The sequence below is a fragment of the Paraburkholderia sp. BL23I1N1 genome (genome assembly GCF_003610295.1).
Classification (GTDB): Bacteria; Pseudomonadota; Gammaproteobacteria; order Burkholderiales; family Burkholderiaceae; genus Paraburkholderia.
Genome location: NZ_RAPV01000004.1, coordinates 186,855 through 203,243, shown reverse-complemented (window position 1 = coordinate 203,243; position 16,389 = coordinate 186,855). Strand labels below are relative to the sequence as shown.

Annotated in this window: 15 protein-coding genes and 1 pseudogene; 1 reads left to right on the top strand and 15 read right to left on the bottom strand. The window is 57.5% G+C overall.

Translation table 11 applies throughout. The annotated features are described in order from the left end of the window. Positions 1-11: 11 nt before the first annotated feature. From B0G76_RS42095 to B0G76_RS42075, 5 genes are all read right to left on the bottom strand, one after another. A complete protein-coding gene (locus B0G76_RS42095) occupies positions 12-2,600 on the bottom strand; it encodes a VirB4 family type IV secretion system protein (RefSeq protein WP_259461007.1) in 2,589 nt (862 codons plus the stop codon). Beyond that, entirely contained in the window at positions 2,600-3,034 is a 435-nt protein-coding gene (locus B0G76_RS42090) for a VirB3 family type IV secretion system protein (protein ID WP_120298597.1), read from the bottom strand. Before B0G76_RS42090 ends, B0G76_RS42095 begins: the two co-directional genes overlap by 1 nt. Before the next feature lie 7 nt (positions 3,035-3,041). After that, positions 3,042-3,344, bottom strand: a complete 303-nt coding sequence (locus tag B0G76_RS42085; protein WP_259461006.1) for a hypothetical protein — start codon at positions 3,342-3,344, stop codon at positions 3,042-3,044. A gap of 114 nt (positions 3,345-3,458) precedes the next feature. Beyond that, complete coding sequence (locus tag B0G76_RS42080; protein ID WP_120298595.1) at positions 3,459-4,127, bottom strand: lytic transglycosylase domain-containing protein; 669 nt, start codon at positions 4,125-4,127, stop codon at positions 3,459-3,461. Positions 4,128-4,273: 146 nt separating this feature from the next. Next, the gene (locus B0G76_RS42075) at positions 4,274-4,522 is read right to left on the bottom strand and encodes a DNA-binding protein (protein WP_120298594.1); all 249 of its coding nucleotides are present in this window, start codon (positions 4,520-4,522) and stop codon (positions 4,274-4,276) included. Positions 4,523-4,636: 114 nt separating this feature from the next. Here B0G76_RS42075 and B0G76_RS42070 point away from each other — a divergent pair, with 114 nt between their 5' ends. Next, positions 4,637-4,999 (top strand): helix-turn-helix domain-containing protein, encoded by a 363-nt coding sequence (locus B0G76_RS42070; RefSeq protein WP_259461005.1) that lies wholly within the window; start codon positions 4,637-4,639, stop codon positions 4,997-4,999. 13 nt (positions 5,000-5,012) lie between these two features. Here B0G76_RS42070 and pxpA read toward each other — a convergent pair. The 10 genes and pseudogenes from pxpA to B0G76_RS42025 form a co-directional block, all read right to left on the bottom strand. Continuing rightward, positions 5,013-5,764, bottom strand: a pseudogene (pxpA, locus tag B0G76_RS42065) (5-oxoprolinase subunit PxpA). A 258-nt stretch (positions 5,765-6,022) separates the two neighbouring features. Beyond that, positions 6,023-6,994 carry a TRAP transporter substrate-binding protein DctP gene (dctP, locus tag B0G76_RS42060; RefSeq protein ID WP_183082337.1) on the bottom strand — a complete coding sequence of 324 codons (972 nt, stop codon included), beginning with the start codon at positions 6,992-6,994 and terminating at the stop codon, positions 6,023-6,025. Positions 6,995-7,225: 231 nt separating this feature from the next. Further along, entirely contained in the window at positions 7,226-8,266 is a 1,041-nt protein-coding gene (locus tag B0G76_RS42055) for an autoinducer binding domain-containing protein (protein ID WP_183082336.1), read from the bottom strand. 2 nt (positions 8,267-8,268) lie between these two features. Further along, positions 8,269-10,521: an EAL domain-containing protein gene (locus B0G76_RS42050; protein WP_120298591.1), complete on the bottom strand. Its 2,253-nt coding sequence runs from the start codon at positions 10,519-10,521 to the stop codon at positions 8,269-8,271. Between the two features lie 126 nt (positions 10,522-10,647). Next, entirely contained in the window at positions 10,648-10,755 is a 108-nt protein-coding gene (locus B0G76_RS45070) for a hypothetical protein (RefSeq protein ID WP_409076791.1), read from the bottom strand. Between the two features lie 19 nt (positions 10,756-10,774). Further along, a complete protein-coding gene (locus tag B0G76_RS44490; protein WP_259461004.1) occupies positions 10,775-10,906 on the bottom strand; it encodes a replication initiation protein in 132 nt (43 codons plus the stop codon). A 1,863-nt stretch (positions 10,907-12,769) separates the two neighbouring features. Further along, positions 12,770-13,291, bottom strand: a complete 522-nt coding sequence (locus tag B0G76_RS42040; RefSeq protein WP_166679211.1) for a 3-hydroxyacyl-CoA dehydrogenase family protein — start codon at positions 13,289-13,291, stop codon at positions 12,770-12,772. A 113-nt stretch (positions 13,292-13,404) separates the two neighbouring features. Next, a complete protein-coding gene (locus tag B0G76_RS42035; RefSeq protein ID WP_120298589.1) occupies positions 13,405-14,337 on the bottom strand; it encodes an electron transfer flavoprotein subunit alpha/FixB family protein in 933 nt (310 codons plus the stop codon). A gap of 12 nt (positions 14,338-14,349) precedes the next feature. Further along, positions 14,350-15,099, bottom strand: coding sequence for an electron transfer flavoprotein subunit beta/FixA family protein (locus tag B0G76_RS42030; protein ID WP_120298662.1), 750 nt, complete (start codon positions 15,097-15,099; stop codon positions 14,350-14,352). A 76-nt stretch (positions 15,100-15,175) separates the two neighbouring features. Then, entirely contained in the window at positions 15,176-16,384 is a 1,209-nt protein-coding gene (locus B0G76_RS42025) for a porin (RefSeq protein WP_120298588.1), read from the bottom strand. Positions 16,385-16,389 lie beyond the last annotated feature (5 nt).

The window sequence follows — 16,389 nt, the reverse complement described above, 5'->3', positions numbered from 1 at the left end:
TTGCGTTATGGTCAGACAGTCAGTGCGTCGGCGTCGGCTTCGACGGTCCGCGCTGAGGGATAAATGGCCGCGAGTTCGGCCCGCTTGCGATCGAGGCCGCGCTGCAGCTCGGTGGACCACAGACGCTCATCGGCGCCGTGCTTCGCCGCGAGGCGCGTGCGCAGCTTGCGTTCAAACACGCGCTCCAGATAGACGGGCAGCCAGACATCTGGATCGTCGCCCAGCTCGGCGCGCACCGCATCGCAGATCAGCACGTTCTCGCGGTCACCCGAAAACACCGCGATCGCGTCATCCAGCCCGGTCAGATCAAAACTCGCGAAGGCAGACTGGTTGCCCTGCTTGATGAGGAAGCGCCGGGCCTGCGGCGTGAGCTTCCTGAACTCACGGAATTCCTTCTTCGTCATGCCGTCGCGCAGATACGCTGCTTCCTCTGCTGCCGGATCGGCCAGCCAGAGCTTGGTCGCGACAAGGCTGCGCAGCGCGGGAAACAGGTCCGCCGCGCGCTGCGCCTGCTCCGGCTGCTGGGTGATCAGGGTGAGAAACTCACCCTCCTTGCGGCCGCTGGCGAGTGTTTCCTCGATCTGCTCACGGATCGTGCGAAAGCGGATCGGCAGCCAGTACTCTTCGATCACCGTCTGCATCAGCCGGCCTTCACTGCGCATCAGCTTCTTGAGGTGGAACAGGTAAGCAAACGCCGGTTCCGACGGCTCGTAGTTCTCGACGAGGAACGCCTCGACGTCGAACCCGATCCAGCGCTGCTCGCTCATGTTCAGCGACAGGTTGGGCGGGTTGTCGAACACCCACCAGAACCGGCCACCCTCCGACTTGCACCAGATCGACAGCCGTGCGCGCAGACCGTCATCGCCTTCGTCCGGAATGCTGTCCAGCAGCAGGCTGAAGCGGCGCAGGCGGACGTCGTCAATGCCCATGACCGCGTCGACGGCATTGCGGCACTGGATCTTCTCCGAGGCTTTCAGATCGATCTTGACCGGCTTGCCCTGGTGGTCGACGCCGTTCTTCCGGCCGCACAGTTCGACCAGCCCGTACAGGAACTCGCGGTTATCCGGCGTGTCGGCCAGCTCGAACGGTGCCCAGTCGGTGGGCTTGCCTTTCTCGAGGTAGACATAGGCACCGCCCATTGCGCGGATCAGTACCTCCCAGCCACGCCCCTTGTCGAGCACGTACAGGAGCGGGTCAAAGCGCGACAGCATGCCGGTGATCGCCGCAGCCACCATGCTCTTGCCGGTCCCGGTCGTACCCTTGAGTTCGTTATGGCCAGCAAGCTTTTCCGCCACGTTGATATCGCCCCGGCGCGTCGCGTGGTGGTTGTAGTGATACATGCCGGAGGCCGAGCGGAACGGGATGAGGGCCGAGCCGTCGCCAATCGGGTTGCCTTCGGCCTTGCCGGTCGAATAGTCGTGACACGCATGCATCGATGCGAAGTTGCGCGACGATTGCACCTTCGGCCGCGGCTTTACTTTTGCGCCCGGCACCTGCGAGAAATACGTGAACGGCGCGGAGCCCGTCGCCAGCGCCCATTCGACACTGCATTCGTTGAGTGATCGCGAAGCAAACAGGTCGCCGTTCGCGAGCGCCTCCTTTGCCGTCTCGCCATAGATGATGGCCGCGCCGTGATACTCGCCGAACGACAGCTCGCCCGTGTTCACATAGCCCTGGGCGTCGCGGAGTTCCTTCACCTGATGCTTCGCCTTGTCGCCGGCCGATTCCAGCTTGTTGATCACAGAATCGATCGTGCGGTTCGACTCGAAGCCCGTCATGCAGTTGAACGAGTGCACAACCGTCAACGCCATGGGGAGCGAGATCAACGGATCCAGCTGGCCCCACCCTGGCTTGTCCGGGCAGCCGCGCAGGTCGTAGCAGGTCGCGAACTGACGCGAGGCCGGCACGCCCGGTCCCTGGATCGAGAGCGTGTTGTAGCCGAAATGCAGATAGCTCGAAGGAATGATGTCCGTGCCCGGTTCCGCTGCCACGGGCAGATCACCCGACGCAGCGTTCACCAGATCGTTCAGAAACCCGTACTGCTTCGAGAACAGCATCCGCGTGCCGTTCAGGTGTTTGCGCTCGTACACTTCGAGCAGCTCGGCCTCGTAGTCGACGAACTGCAGCAGCGCCTGCTGCGCGAGCGATTCGATCTCCTTCAGCCCATCGTCGAAATCTTCGTATTTCAGGATCAGCGACAGGTAATAGCGGTTCTCGAAGAATTTCTCCTCGTGAAACTTCCCCACATACACCGACGCGAACCACTGCAGGAAACGCGGCCTGAAACGGTACATGCGGTCAAAGCTCACGCGCCGGCGCGTGAAGACGGCGTGATAGCCAAGCCGGCCACCCAGATCCCGGCCGAGCTTGCTGTACGTTTCGGTGTCGCGATCGAACATGCGCTCGATCGCTTCGTTTTCATGCACTTCGAACGGCACGCCGCGCTTGGCCAGTGTCACCATGAAGCGGTTGCCCTCAAGGTGCTGCACGTGTTTCGTGACCGGATGACCGAACTTCGGGAGCCAGTCCTCAACCGCGCCGATGGCGCCGAGAATCTCACTGGAGACGAGGGGTTTGCCTTCCATCGGTTTGCCTTTCATCACTGATCCGTTTCGAGTTCCCGCAGCCGGCGCTCGCCACTCGACAGGGGTTGGAGAAAGTCGCGGTAGACGCGGCGTTGCCGCCCGTAACGCAATGGGGCAAGGGTGGCCGTATTACCGAACTGAGGCGCAGCGCGCCCCGCATTCAGGCGGCCCCGCACGCGCAGTTGCCAGAAGTAGAACCGGCAGCGCAGTTCGAGCCACATGATGCGCAGGCCCTGATCGTCGGTTTCGCACACGTGCTTGAAATACAGCAGCACGGGAAAGCCAAGAAAAACGAACAGCAGACCACCCGGGCCCACGAAGAACGAGATCAGCACGCCCACGAACATCGATGCGACCACGACCACCAGCATCGCCATATAGGGGACACCCCAGATGGCCGCCGTACGGCCGAGGCCATTAAAGCCGGGATAGGTGTTCTTTTCCGACATGACGGGCTCAGCTGAACATGTTCCACAGATACGGTGCGAGCACACCGACCACCGAGCCCACCGCCGCCACCTTGCCGCACATCGTCACAAACTCGCTCCAGTGCGCGCGATCGGCCCAGCATTCCGCGCCCTTCCACATCAGCACGCAGGCGGCGACGACGCCGAGAAACGAATAGAGCCAGATCTTGAAGGTGATCGCACCCTGGGTGGCCGAGTCCAGGCCGCCGCCTGCGAGGGCGAGTTGCGGACCCATGACGGCGCCGATCAGAAAGGCGCTGCGCACAGCGGTCAGAATGACACGTGTCCGCATGCCCGCCGCATATGCGGTAAGTTGTACTAATCTGTGTGAACGGATTGAGACTTTAAAATACATGATTCCTCCTCGGGCGGTGGGTAAGCGGCGCCGCCATGCACGCCGGTTAAATCACTTGCAAGACGTTCCGGCGCACGGAGTGTCGCCGAACGCATCCCATGACGGGTGGATCTGGCTTTGCGCGTCGGGGAGTGCCTCGTTACGGGCCGCGCTCGGACGTCGCGTGTCGGCTGCCCGGATGCGAACAGGCTCGCCCGATTGCGGCCGGTCCATCACCACGGGAATGGCCGGCACCACGCTGGTTGCGGTATCGGCCGGTTGTGCGTTGGCCGACACGCGCTGCACATAGCTCGTGCCGTTGAAGTCCACCGCGAAACCGCGCGTAAAGTTGCCGCTGTAGTAGCAGCTGATTGCAGCACGCAGCGCCTGATCTCCCGCCCCCATCGTGGCGGAGGCGCGGGTATAGCAACTGCGCAGAATGTCCGCACCGGCCCGCAGGTTTGCGCACAGGTCGAATACGGTGTCGTAGGTCAGCCCGTAACGGGCCAGGTTCTTCCTGTTGACCTGGCCGAGGCCCATGCTGAAATTGATGCCCTGGGTGTCAAGTGCCTTTGCCGTCGCCACCGCTTCCGCACGATCACGAGGCTGACGCGCGAGATGGCCACCGACGACGCCAATCGCGTAGGGATTGAAGCCGGACTCAGTCCTCACGACCGCCTGCAGCGTCGTGGGGTGAACGTCCGGCGCGCATTGCTGGGCGAGGGCGTTGAAGTCAAGCATGACCCTCCCCTCTGCCCACGATATGCCGCCGGCCACGCCCTGACGATATAATGGCTTTAGCCATTGTCGACCTCTCAGGTTTCAACAACTGGTCAGGTCGGCGCCAATGCTCGCTACATTGACGCCGACCGCTCCTACACCATCACCTACCCATTCTTTTCCGCCTGTACTTCATCGGATGCTGGCCCGTGCGCATCCTCCCGGTTTACAACGCCGTCTTTCAATCCCAACAGAACGGCTGCATTGTGTGCATGTCCTCGCTTGCCTTTTAGCCGCCCCTGCAGCACTCCGCTTACGATATTCCGCGGGATTCTGTGTTGATTCGCCCAGCTTGATACCGAGACGCCGTATCGATTGAACTCTTCTCGGACCTCTTCCAAGGTTTTGAGTGGCATTCAAGCGCCCCTATACTGAGCAAGTTTGATCACATTCGCACAATATAGGCACGTTTGTGCCACATGTCAATTTTAAGCACATATATGCCAGAAACCTTTGGCTCGCGACTCATCGTGGAACGCGAACGGCTAGGACTCTCCCAAGGCGAGATGCATGCGATTTCGGGTGCCAGTCGTCGCGCGCAATTCAATTACGAACAGGGCGTGCGTCTACCCGACGTCGGATATCTGGCGGCTCTCGCTCAGCGCGGCTTCGATGTCCTGTACCTGGTGACGGGAACCCGCGTGACGCGCCACGGCGCTGTCGATGAAAATATGCTGTGCCGGGTACTCGTCGCGGTCGACGTCGCACTAGGAAATCGCCCCATCGACGCCCAGAAAAAATCGAAATTGATCGCACTCGTTTACCAAAGTGCCTCCGACTCCGGCCAGATCGACCAGTTGCTCGTCAAGAAAGCAATCGATCTCGCTTTTTAAGCGGCTGCGCCTTTCAGGCATGCTCCGAAACGTACTGCGCAATCTCTGGCGCCCTGACGCCGATGCCTGTGTTACGTAAGGCGTCGCGGATCAGGTTCGCAAACGCCACAGCATGGGGCCCGTCGCCGTGAAGGCACAGTGTTGTGGGCCGAATTTCGATCCAGCGGCCGTCGACCGCCTTGATCCGGCCATCACGCGCCATGCCAAGCGCCTGCTGACAAGCCGCGACATCGCTTTCCAACACGGCGTTCGCTTGCGTCCGAGGTACAAGCTTGCCTTCCGGCGTATACGCACGAGCAACCCCTCTTCGCGGGCCAGGCGGACGAGCTGGCCGCCGGCGAGTCCGTAGATGAGCAGATCCGGGTCGTAGTCCCTTATCGCCCGTACGATGGCGAAGGCGAGTTCCTCATCTGTCTCTGCCATGTTGTACAGAGCCCCATGAGGCTTCACGTGAGCCAGACGGCCGCTGAGCCCCGCCACAACGGCGGCCAGCGCGCCCACCTGATACTGCACGCCGGCGTAGACCTCGTCGGCCGGCAGGCGCATTGGCGCACGGCCGAAGTTCTCCCGATCTGGAAAGCTAGGGTGCGCTCCAATCGCAACGCCCTTTCGAATTGCTTCTGTCGTCACCCGTCGCATCGTCAACGGGTCGCCAGCATGCCAACCGCAGGCGATGTTGACCGAACTGGCAAGCTCGATCAGCTCGAGGTCGTGATCGAACCCTTCCCCGAGATCGACATTGAGGTCAATAAATTTCTCGCTCATCTTCTTCCTCCCCACATCAGCCCTTAACTACGCAGTGCGTATCAATCGCGATCGCACCGTCCCCAATCACCTCATTCCTGAAGGTGCAAACTTCGTTTCCCTTCACATAGCGCCCCTCGTAGGTGTCTGAATCGCCCATATCCCATGAAGGCGATACGTGTGGTCCCGAATGCCTTGATCCCTCAACCCCTCCTACAACGAAAGCCGATGCATATACCACCACTGCAACGACAGCGAAATTAACCTTGACTCGGTTTATCATCCCAGACCTCCGTCGAGGGCTTCCACCGCGCCTGATCGGCACTCAGAACCAGCCGGAGCCGTCAAACGACTGTTGTAGGCATCAAAAATCGCCTGACCAGCTGACCCCGCCCTACCCAGCCACTCTCGCGCCCTAGCCCGGCCTTCGTTCTGCAGCTTCGCGCGCAAGTCCGTCGAAATCGGGTCTTCGATGGCCACACCGTTATTCCTCATGTGCGTGTAGTTGATCGCAATACGTTGAAGAATCGCTTGCCATTCCGCCGTCTGCACATCATGGGCCGCTGCCGTGAGTTGCTGCTGCCGTTGTGTGGACAGCGCCTTGAAGCGGCTCTCACTCATCACGAGGAACGAAACCGGGAAGGCATATCGAACCGCTGCAAAGTTTGGAAGTATCCCGGCGAGGGTGTCACCGACCGATCCATCTCCCGAAGACAGTACCGCATCGATACCGCCCTCGCTAACTAACGGCTTGACCTGCTCCATAGGCAGACTGGACGCCTGCGCGCCAACATTGCCTAGTGCGGTCGCCGACGCTTCGTCATAGGTACGAACCTTCAAATGGGCGATATCGCTCGCACTTCTGAGAGGTGTGCGCGACCAGAGACCAGTGGGCGGCCACGGAGACACGACCAGTAGATGCAAACCGGCTTTGGCTAGCGCGCTACGGTAGGCTGGCTCTGCAATGCATGCCAACGTTTTCGCGTCCGCTTCGCTTTGCGCCAGGAATGGCAGCGTTGACAGTTCGAACAGCGGATCGAGCCGGCCCAGATTGCCGCCAAAGATGTCTGCGGCGTCGACTCTACCCGCTCGTACATCGTCGACCAGCTGCGCCGTGCGCTTACTCATTCGATACTGGATGTGCGGCGCTATGTAGCCTTCCGTTTCCGTTTCGACTCGCTCGGCGAACGACCGAAGGCCGCGACCTGATACGGTATCCTCAGGGTATGTCGTGACCATCGACCAGTACACATGTCGAGCTCCGACGTCGGCACAGGATTCACTACCGGTCAGCAGGCACGCTACCGTGAAGCAAACAGATCGAACGAGAATCGCAGTTTTCATCACCGGAGTAGAAAGGCCTGGTACGGCCAGCTTGCAAACTTGCGGCCAATTTAGCCGACAACCCTGCGTAAAATCCACTCCGGTTTGTCCCTTCACAGCCCAGTAATAATCTGTTATGAAGCGCTCTGAATATTGCTATCAGTTAATCAAGCCGCATTTAAACGCAATAGTTACCGCGTCTTTGATATGAGCAACGCGCAGTTTTTCGGTAATTCTTGGATAAACGACTTGTCTCACATGACGGGCCCGCATATCAAGCCCCGCAGCTATCGTTTCCGCCGAGCTGTCTTTCCAGTGCAACAACGCGCGTAGTACCGTCAAATCTTCGTCCTGGAGCCCGCAACGGGCCGCAGCCTCGCGGAGCCTGCGCAGACGCCATTCCGATAGCGTACTGGCAGTGGACCGCCAATCGAACTGATTGCGCAACAACACGCGATCACCGTCGGCACCGTCCCGGCTGACCGTGACCTGGAGTATGGACACGGCCGACCGCGCTCGCTCGTGTACTGGGCACGTCAAGACGCTTTCCATTCCGTGCCGTTGTGCCTCCTGCAGCAGCCAGTGTTCCGAAACGTCGACTCCCAGTCCGGATATCGTCGCAGGGGCCGCATTGCGCTTGGCATACTCGAGCAACGGATCATTCATGTAGCCGGAGCGGTGGATGTATTTTTGCATCCACGCAGGATCACAACCAACGAGGTACCGGTGCTCGACAGTATCTCCGCGGCTGTCGAAATCGATCCAGCTCACACAGTATTGCTCGGCACCGAGCGACCCCACGAGACTATCCAACGCCACCCCGAGATCGAATTCGGTTTCGTACTCCAGAATCTGGCCCAACCGGTCATTAACACCGACGGCACGTTCCTGCCGCTGTGATCGACCTTGCCTGTTAAAGCCTGGCCGGCTTTGCGCATGAATGGCTTGATAACCCGGCTCCAGAATATCGATCCACGGGTCCGCTGTTGCGAATGCCCAAAACTGCTTCTCGCTGCGGAGAGGAAGAACCAGCGTCAGCCCTACTTCGTCCGGACGGGTAATCGTGCGCTCCAGGACCTGACGACCATCGCCGTGATCGCGTATCTTGAGGACGACGCGATCAGCGCCCACCCGCTCGCATCGCTGGAATGAAATATTGTCCTCAGCTTTGGGAAACCGGTCAATTAACGAGCCGGACATCGCTAGCCCGCCCTCAACATGGCCGCAAGCTCCTCGATTGGCGCAGGCCGTGAGAAGTGAAAGCCCTGGACAAGAATGTTGCTGAAGCGCGCCAACCATTCGGCTTGTTCTTTTCTTTCGACGCCTTCAACGACTAACGACAGTCCAACGTTCCTTGTGAGTTGTACCAGGCTTTCGATAAGCGCTGCGGCCACAGGTTGATGCAAAGCCTCTTCGACGAACCGTTTGTCAATCTTTATGCCGTCGACCGTTTGTGAAACAAGATTCGACAGCGACGAGTGCCCAGTACCAAAGTCATCCAGAACCACTTTCACGCCCAGTCGTCGAATATCCTGGATGCGCGATTTCAGGCGACTGTTATCGGATAGCACAGCGGTCTCTGTTATCTCCAGCTGCAGCACGTCAGGATCCATCAGGTTGTCATTCAGGCATTCCTTCACGCTGTGCACGAGGCCGCCCGCCGATAGTTGTACAGGCGACACGTTCACCGATAGGTGAAGTCGGCTATCCGTCGATTCCTGCCACGCCTGGAAGTCGTGGCAGGCCTGCCGCAACACGAACTCTCCTAGCTGGACAATCAGTCCTGTGGACTCTGCCAGCGGAATGAACTGCTCGGGCAGCAAAACGCCCCTTTCAGGGTGCTTCCAGCGAGCGAGGGCTTCAATGCCGTGGAGCATTCCGTCCAGCGTCACGATGGGCTGGTACAGAACAAAGAACTCCCGGTTCATGATGGCGTATTGAAGTGTCTGTCGCTGCTCGAGAAGCGTCATCGCGCGACTGGAAAGCTCGGGCGTGTAGACGTGGTAACGGCTCTCCTCACCTTGCCGACCGCGATTCTTTGCCGCGTACATCGCAAGATCAGCTTTCGTTAGCAATCCGAATTCGTTGTCATGTGGCTGCTTGTGAAGCACAATGCCAATACTAACGTTGATGGTGTAGTCTTCGCCTCTCATGACGAAGACACGCCGAAATACTCGAACGATGTCCTGGGCAATCAGCTCGGCCCGCGCCAGTGGCTGTTCGTCACTGATGAGATACGCGAATTCGTCGCCGCCTATCCGTGCGAGTACATCTCCCGGAGCCGCACACTCCTCGAGGCGGAAGGCGACGTTACGCAAGAGGTCGTCCCCGACCTTGTGTCCCAATGTATCGTTGATGCCCTTGAAGTTATCGAGGTCGATATACAGCAGCCCCACCCTTTCCGGGGCTTCTCCCCGGATCCTTCGTCGAATGGTCTGCAGCATCAAATGCCGGTTTGGCAGACCCGTCAGCGAGTCGGTCTCTGCAAGCCGTCGAAATCGGCGAGTGACTGCCACCTGCCAGGCAGCGGCAGCCAGCAAGGAGAGGCTGAGAAACGATGCAAGGGCGCAGTAAAGCAACCGGGCCTGGCGAAATGGCGCAAGGGCGTCGTCGGCCGAAACACCGGCGAGTATGGAGACGTGATACTCCGTTAGGTGATGATATGAAACGAAGCGCTCAACACCGTCCACCGGATCTTTGACGATTTTTCCCTTCGCCCCGGTCATTGCCGAAAAGGCCGACGCGGGCGGTCCCTTGGGGGATGTCGGCTCTCCACCGGCTAATCGCGATAGCAGGTAGCCGTTGTCGGACAGTACAGCCAGCATCCCATGAAGGCCGAGCCCATCAAGGTTGTAGAAACCGTCGGTCAGGAAGTCCGGGTCTTCTGAGACAACGACCACCCCCGCGAATGAACCATCAGGGTGATTGAGTCGTCGGGTGAACTGAAGTGTCCAGTGCGACGAAACGCGTCCGAGCACTGGCTGGCTGATATAAAGACCAATGTCGCCTTGCTCATGAACTCGGAAATGTAGCCGGTCGGAAAGATTCACCGCGCGAGCGTCCGGCGTTGTCGTTTGCAGGACCTTTCCGGTCGCGTCGACAATCGTCACCTGTAACGCAGTGTCGGCTGAGACAAGTCCGCGCCGCTTGTAGTCCGCGAGCGCAAACGTCGCAGGTGAGCGTTCATACTCATACTTGACCCACTGCACAACCACGTCGGCATCGTGAACAGTCTTTGCGATGTGTGCCGCAAATGCACTAGCCAGTTGCGAGTTCGTGGCGACATCAGCTGCACGGGCCTGCTCGCCCTCGTGATCTATGCGTTGAACTGTTGCTGCCCAGATCGTGGCGCTTAACACCACTGCAACAAGCGGAAACGTGAAGGAGCGATCGGCACAGCTCTTCAGTACATCGACCAAACAGCCAAGACGATTCGGCGTTTTCGATATGGACATACCCTCTTCCCCTAGCCTTCACCACATCGCTAGTCTGAGGAATAATCTGTTCACATCGTAAAGCGGTTACAAATTGTTTCGCTGAACCATGCAGGACGCATTTCTGGGCGACCTTTCATCGCCGCGCTAGGCAGCGACAAACTCATCAAGGTCAAGGCGAGACTGTGGATTCTGCGTGAATTGAAAATCCAATGAGCTGACGGCTCGCCCGATCTTGACAGGCCGCCATTGGATAACCAGATCCGCCTTGGAGTTAAGCTCTTTGACCGGGCATACCGACGACGCGACGCTTGATATCTGCGAACCGATACGTTTCAGGAATTTCAAGAGAAGCACGAAAATCTTCGAGCGTGATCAGCAATCTACCGCGGTCCCGTTCGCGCATAAGCAGAGCGCCGCATCCTTGAGATCAATCTTGTAAGCGTCACGGTAGCAACCATGAACAGATAAAAAGATCACTTTGCACTGCCATCGTGGATGTGAAGCGGGTTGGACCCGCGCGAGGTATGCCTGAAAATCGTACGGGGATTTCGTTCCCGTTTAGCGAACGAGGTCCTTGCGTGCGTCTTTCATCAGGGTCCAGGCAATTAGCCCAACATGACCGTTTGTAGTACCGCAGTCCTTCACCTTCTCACGTCGCAATGGAAATGCAATGCAGTACCGCAACCATAGAAAACCGCGATTGAGCTTGTGCTCAACGGGGACCCCTTGTAGTACGATTTGTTCCCGTTTCCTGACCGCACCCCAATAGGCCAATGACCGTTGATACTTTCAACTACACCCTCCGGCCGGCGTCCAGTCCTACGACCGGTATGGGTCGAGATTGAATGGACACGTCCACGAGACCAAATGGTCTCGCATCCCCGATCTCAGACGGAAGCAGGCACGCCGCCGAGGTCCAAAACTTTGCGCTAGAATACCTGTGTATTTATACAGTATTTGGAGCGCGTCTAGTGCCCTCCGTCGCCACAGTTTCTTCGCCGCTAAGCACTTCAGACGAGCGGACGCGTTCGGTCGACGCTCTTCTCGACGGAAGTATGTATCCCGGATCGGGGAGAATAAGCCTCTGGCGAGCTTCGCAGCTGGCCGCCGGCTGCGAGCGGGTGGTGTCGTGCGGCCATGCCGCGCTGGCCGGGGTATTCGTCCTTTTCGTGCAAAATCTGGCGCTTTGCTCTGAAAATCCTTGAGTTTTCAATAGCTTGCAGGATCGGGCGTCGCGTAACGAACGCCAAAGCGAAAGCCCTACTTGACGGGGCTCTCCGGGAGACGACCGCCAGATTTTGCACGAAAAGGACGAATACCCCAACGAACAGCACAACATGTTGCCATTCTCAGACTAGCAGCAGGGTCATCCGCCTTTCCGGCGTCCCTGCCCCCACCCTGAGGACCGCCGCGGCGATTCTCGGTCGATGCGATTCAAACGCATTAGTTATTGCCGAATTGGACACACCCGTGGCGCCAAGCTGTTCAACAGCGAGCGTAATCGATAGAGCGTAGGAACAAAATCCCCAATCAAGTTGCCATGCGGAGAAAATAATTTGATGATTAACAATTATGGGATCAGATAAAATCATGTCGTAATAAGGTTATGCAAACAAGTCTGGTCATCGTTTTTTAAATAACTATGTGGCTTGGTTTTTTTATTGGCGGATGAAACCGCGATAACGTGCATCCTAAGAATCGGAATTCGGGTCGCTCCGATTGTAGGTCCCAGACGATCTGATTTTATGAACAAGTAAAAAGATGTGCCATCTTTATCTGAAATCGCACGATTTCAGAAAATGAATAACCTTCGAAGCGGAGACGTTGTTGCAAATGTTCTCCAGTAACGCCGGAACGCATTGCGACAGTCAAAATTCTCCAGTCTAGGTGTGGATGGAGGAAGACAGCCGCAGCTAACGCACGAGTTACGGATTTTGTACTTATTTTATCGTTGAGCGAAGCCCGCAGTTGCGCTTCCCAGACATTGGTAACACCGGAAAGATCGGGCTCGATCGCGACGCACACTGCGCCCGTAACATCGGGATCAGCATCAATATCGAACCTATCAAGTTCCGGAACCTTGGTCCGCGAGATCCGTACTAGCTTTGTACCGTGAGAAGAACGCCTGCTACGTAACTGGCCTCGTAGAACCCAAAGTTGCACTGGGAACGCAAACCAAATGCGTTCCAAGCTTAAGGGCCGCGTACGATACAAGAGGTACCGCCGTGTTGTCTTTCGATCGCGAAAATCGGTGTTCGGGGGCGCCTCAACGATGTTCACAAACGCCCCGACCTGTCTTTCGTCCAAGCCTCCCCTCGGACACATATCGCCGCAAGCTCGCTGGCGGTAGGTATCGATCGCTCGACGGCCTGCCATGGAGCGACTCCAAGATCGCCGGGCAAACATCAAGTCCAATCAGATCCGCCAGTCTCAACGGAGCGATAGGTTGGTCGCTCCCTGTTTTCATGGCCAGATCGATATTATCCGGCTTCGCTACATCTTCATCGAGCGGAGCAAAAGCGTCGTTAATCATACGGATGAGAAGGCAATTGACAACAAAGCCCGGCGAGTCTGAAACTATCACCGATTGTTTTCCAAGGCGTTCGACGAAGCGCAACGAATGCTTTAGTGTTCCTGAGTCGGTCCCGGGCAACGAAACGATTTCAAAAAACGGCATCACCGGCACCGGATTAAAAAAGTGCGTGCCAATAAATCGTTGCGGGCGAGCCACTGCCCGCTTCAAGCACCAGAGGGTCTTCCCTGTTAAGGCTTGGTGCGGAGTCCACATGTGCCTTGATTCCATGTATGACCGTGAGCCGCCGGCACCGGCTCCATAGCGCGCAGTGTTCGAGGTCAAAACGTACAAACCTGTGGAAAACGCCGAGTAACCGACAGCGACCCTTACAAGCTCGATGTGAGCTCAGGGACCGCACTGAACAGGTCGCCTACCAGGCCGTAATCGGCAACGCTAAAGATTGGTGCCTCTGGGTCCCTGTTGATTGCGACAATCACCTTCGAATCTTTCATCCCGGCAAGATGTTGAATTGCTCCCGAGATTGCGACTGCAACATATAGGTGCGGCGCAACGATCTTCCCGGTTTGTCCCACCTGGTAATTGTTCGGCGCGAAACCTGCGTCTACTGCGGCACGCGACGCACCGAGGGCGGCGCCCAACTTGTCAGCTAACGGCTCCAAAAGCTTGTAGTAGTTTTCGCTACTGCCGAGGCCGCGGCCACCGGAGACAATAACGCTAGCGCTCGTTAGCTCGGGACGGTCCAACTTGACGACTTCGCGACCGACGAACTGCGATCGGCTAGTGCCCGCAGACGCCTCAATTGCAGAGATTTCTGCGCTATCGCCGTTGATCGAACTAGCATCGAAGCCAGTGGCCCGCACGGTAATCACTTTAATGGCGTCGTTGGACTGAACCGTGGCGATAACACTACCTGCATATATCGGACGCTCGAAGGTTTCAGGATTAACGACCGCTGTAATATCGCTAATTTGTGCCACGTCGAGACGTGCCGCGATCCGCGGCGCAACGTTCTTCCCGTACGCTGTCGCCGGAGCCAGAATGTGCGTGTAATTTTTAGCGATATTCAGCACAGTCGCTTCGACGTTTTCTGCCAGGCCGTCCGCAAGCGCTGGGTCGTCAGCGACTAACACCTTGCTGACGCCCACAATCGTCGCAGCCTGGGCAGCGGCGGCCTGCGCGTTCCATCCTGCGATGAAGACATGAACATCACTGCCCATTTTTAGTGCGGCCGTTACAGTATTGAGCGTCGCAGGCTTGAGGGAGGCGTTATCGTGTTCCGCGATTACTAAAATGGTCATCTCATATCCTCCTCACAAAGCCTTAGCTTCGATCTTAAGTTTCTCAACCAATGTCTTGACATCAGGCACTTTGATGCCGGCGGAACGCGTGGTCGGCTCAACGAATTTCATGATCTTCAAGCGAGGCGTGACGTCCACGCCGAGATCATCCGGCTTGATAATCTCGAGCGATTTTTTCTTTGCCTTCATGATATTGGGCAGCGTCACGTAACGAGGCTCGTTCAGCCGCAAATCCGTCGTGACGACCGCCGGCAGGGTAAGAGACAAGGTTTCCGCTCCACCGTCAACTTCCCGCGACACAACCGCGGTACTGCCTTCCAACGTCACCCGTGATGCGAAGGTAGCTTGTGGCATACCGGCGAGCGCAGCAAGCATCTGACCTGTCTGATTAGAGTCGTCATCAATCGCCTGCTTTCCCAGGATGATGAGTTGAGGCCGCTCCTTGTCCACTAGTGCCTTCAGAAGCTTGGCGACAGCAAGCGGCTCGAGTTCCACGGCAGTTTCAATCAAAATGCCGCGATCGGCTCCGATAGCCATGGCGGTGCGCAGCGTCTCCTGGCACTGGGAAATGCCACACGAAACCGCGATGACTTCAGTAGCTACGCCTGTTTCTTTCTGGCGCACAGCTTCTTCCACTGCGATTTCATCGAACGGATTCATCGACATCTTTACGTTGGATATGTCGACTCCGGAACCGTCGGCTTTGACACGGACTTTCACGTTATAGTCGACCACCCTCTTCACCGGTACCAGGATCTTCAATGTAGGATTCCTAATGCATTCGCACGAAAGTCGGTTGGAAAAATAGCCATAATCAGCAAACATGTCTCTTATTGCTTCAGAACGTATGGCGAATGGCGACATGAGCTGCAAACTGTCGGTCGCTCGTCGACGGCGTTATTGCCGTGATTGATGCGACAGCTTGTTGACCAGTCGAGTCGCGTCCAGTTGCTTTTTGGTATATCAACGCCCCATAGATGTCTGTGCGCTTCGACAAGAAATAGTCGAACGTCACCTGGGGTTGATGATACTTTGCGTTGTTACCGTTTGGTCCTGTTCCTTTAGTGAACACATAGCCGCCCCCCAGCATAAACGCCGGGGTCACATAGTATGAGTAGTCAAGCTCCGCGGTGTTGAACACTGCGGTGCCTTGGTATCCAAAAGGATTCGGGCCGGCACTCGTGTCCCCAAGGCCAGAAAAACGGACATTTGAGTAGTTAGCGTAAAGTGTTCCGCCACCGATCTTGTAGTTCATCCCAACAGCGAAGATATCTTTCGAGTGAGCAGATGCGTAACCTGAGATCGCCGGGTTTCCCTGCACGCCGGTTAGGGTCGTCGCGCCGATGTTGTTCGTCGTCGCGGGGCCCGCAGACGGGGTGTTTCCATAAACAGAAATGTTCGGGTTTCGCGCGGCGAGGTAAGTCATTGCGCCGTAGAACGGGCCGTTCACATACGTGGTTCCAACAGCAAGTTGCTGGTTGCGCGTGACGTCGCCCGCGATCCCGCCCAGACTGTACATAAACCCAAATACGACCCCGTGGTACGGCTGAGTCTTGAATTTAATCGCGTTATTGACGCGATATGTACCGCTCAGATTATCAAGATCGGAAATGTGTGCCGTGTAGCCGCTGCCCCACGGATTTGACGTCGTCAAGGCATTGAAATCCAGCAAGAGGTCATATTGACGACCGAGCGTTACGGTTCCCACGGAATTACCCAAACCGATATAGACCTGGCGGCCCATGTAGTCCCCCCCTTGCTGGAATCTCCCGGTATTCATGTCCCAGCCGCTTTCCAGTACCACGATCGTGCGCATCCCACCGCCGAGATCTTCTACCGCTCGAATCCCCCAACGGCTACCGGCGAGAATGCTGCTCGCAAGGTAGGTCTGGCTTGCTTTCTTTCGCCCAGCGGTTCCGGCCGTCTGGACGTTGTTCACATAGGTTATCCCGTCGTCGATCAAGCCATACAGCGTCACGCTACTTTGCGCGTATGTTGGCTGGGCGGTCAGTACGACAATGCCCGCGACGGCAAGTCTTTTACTCATGCAAG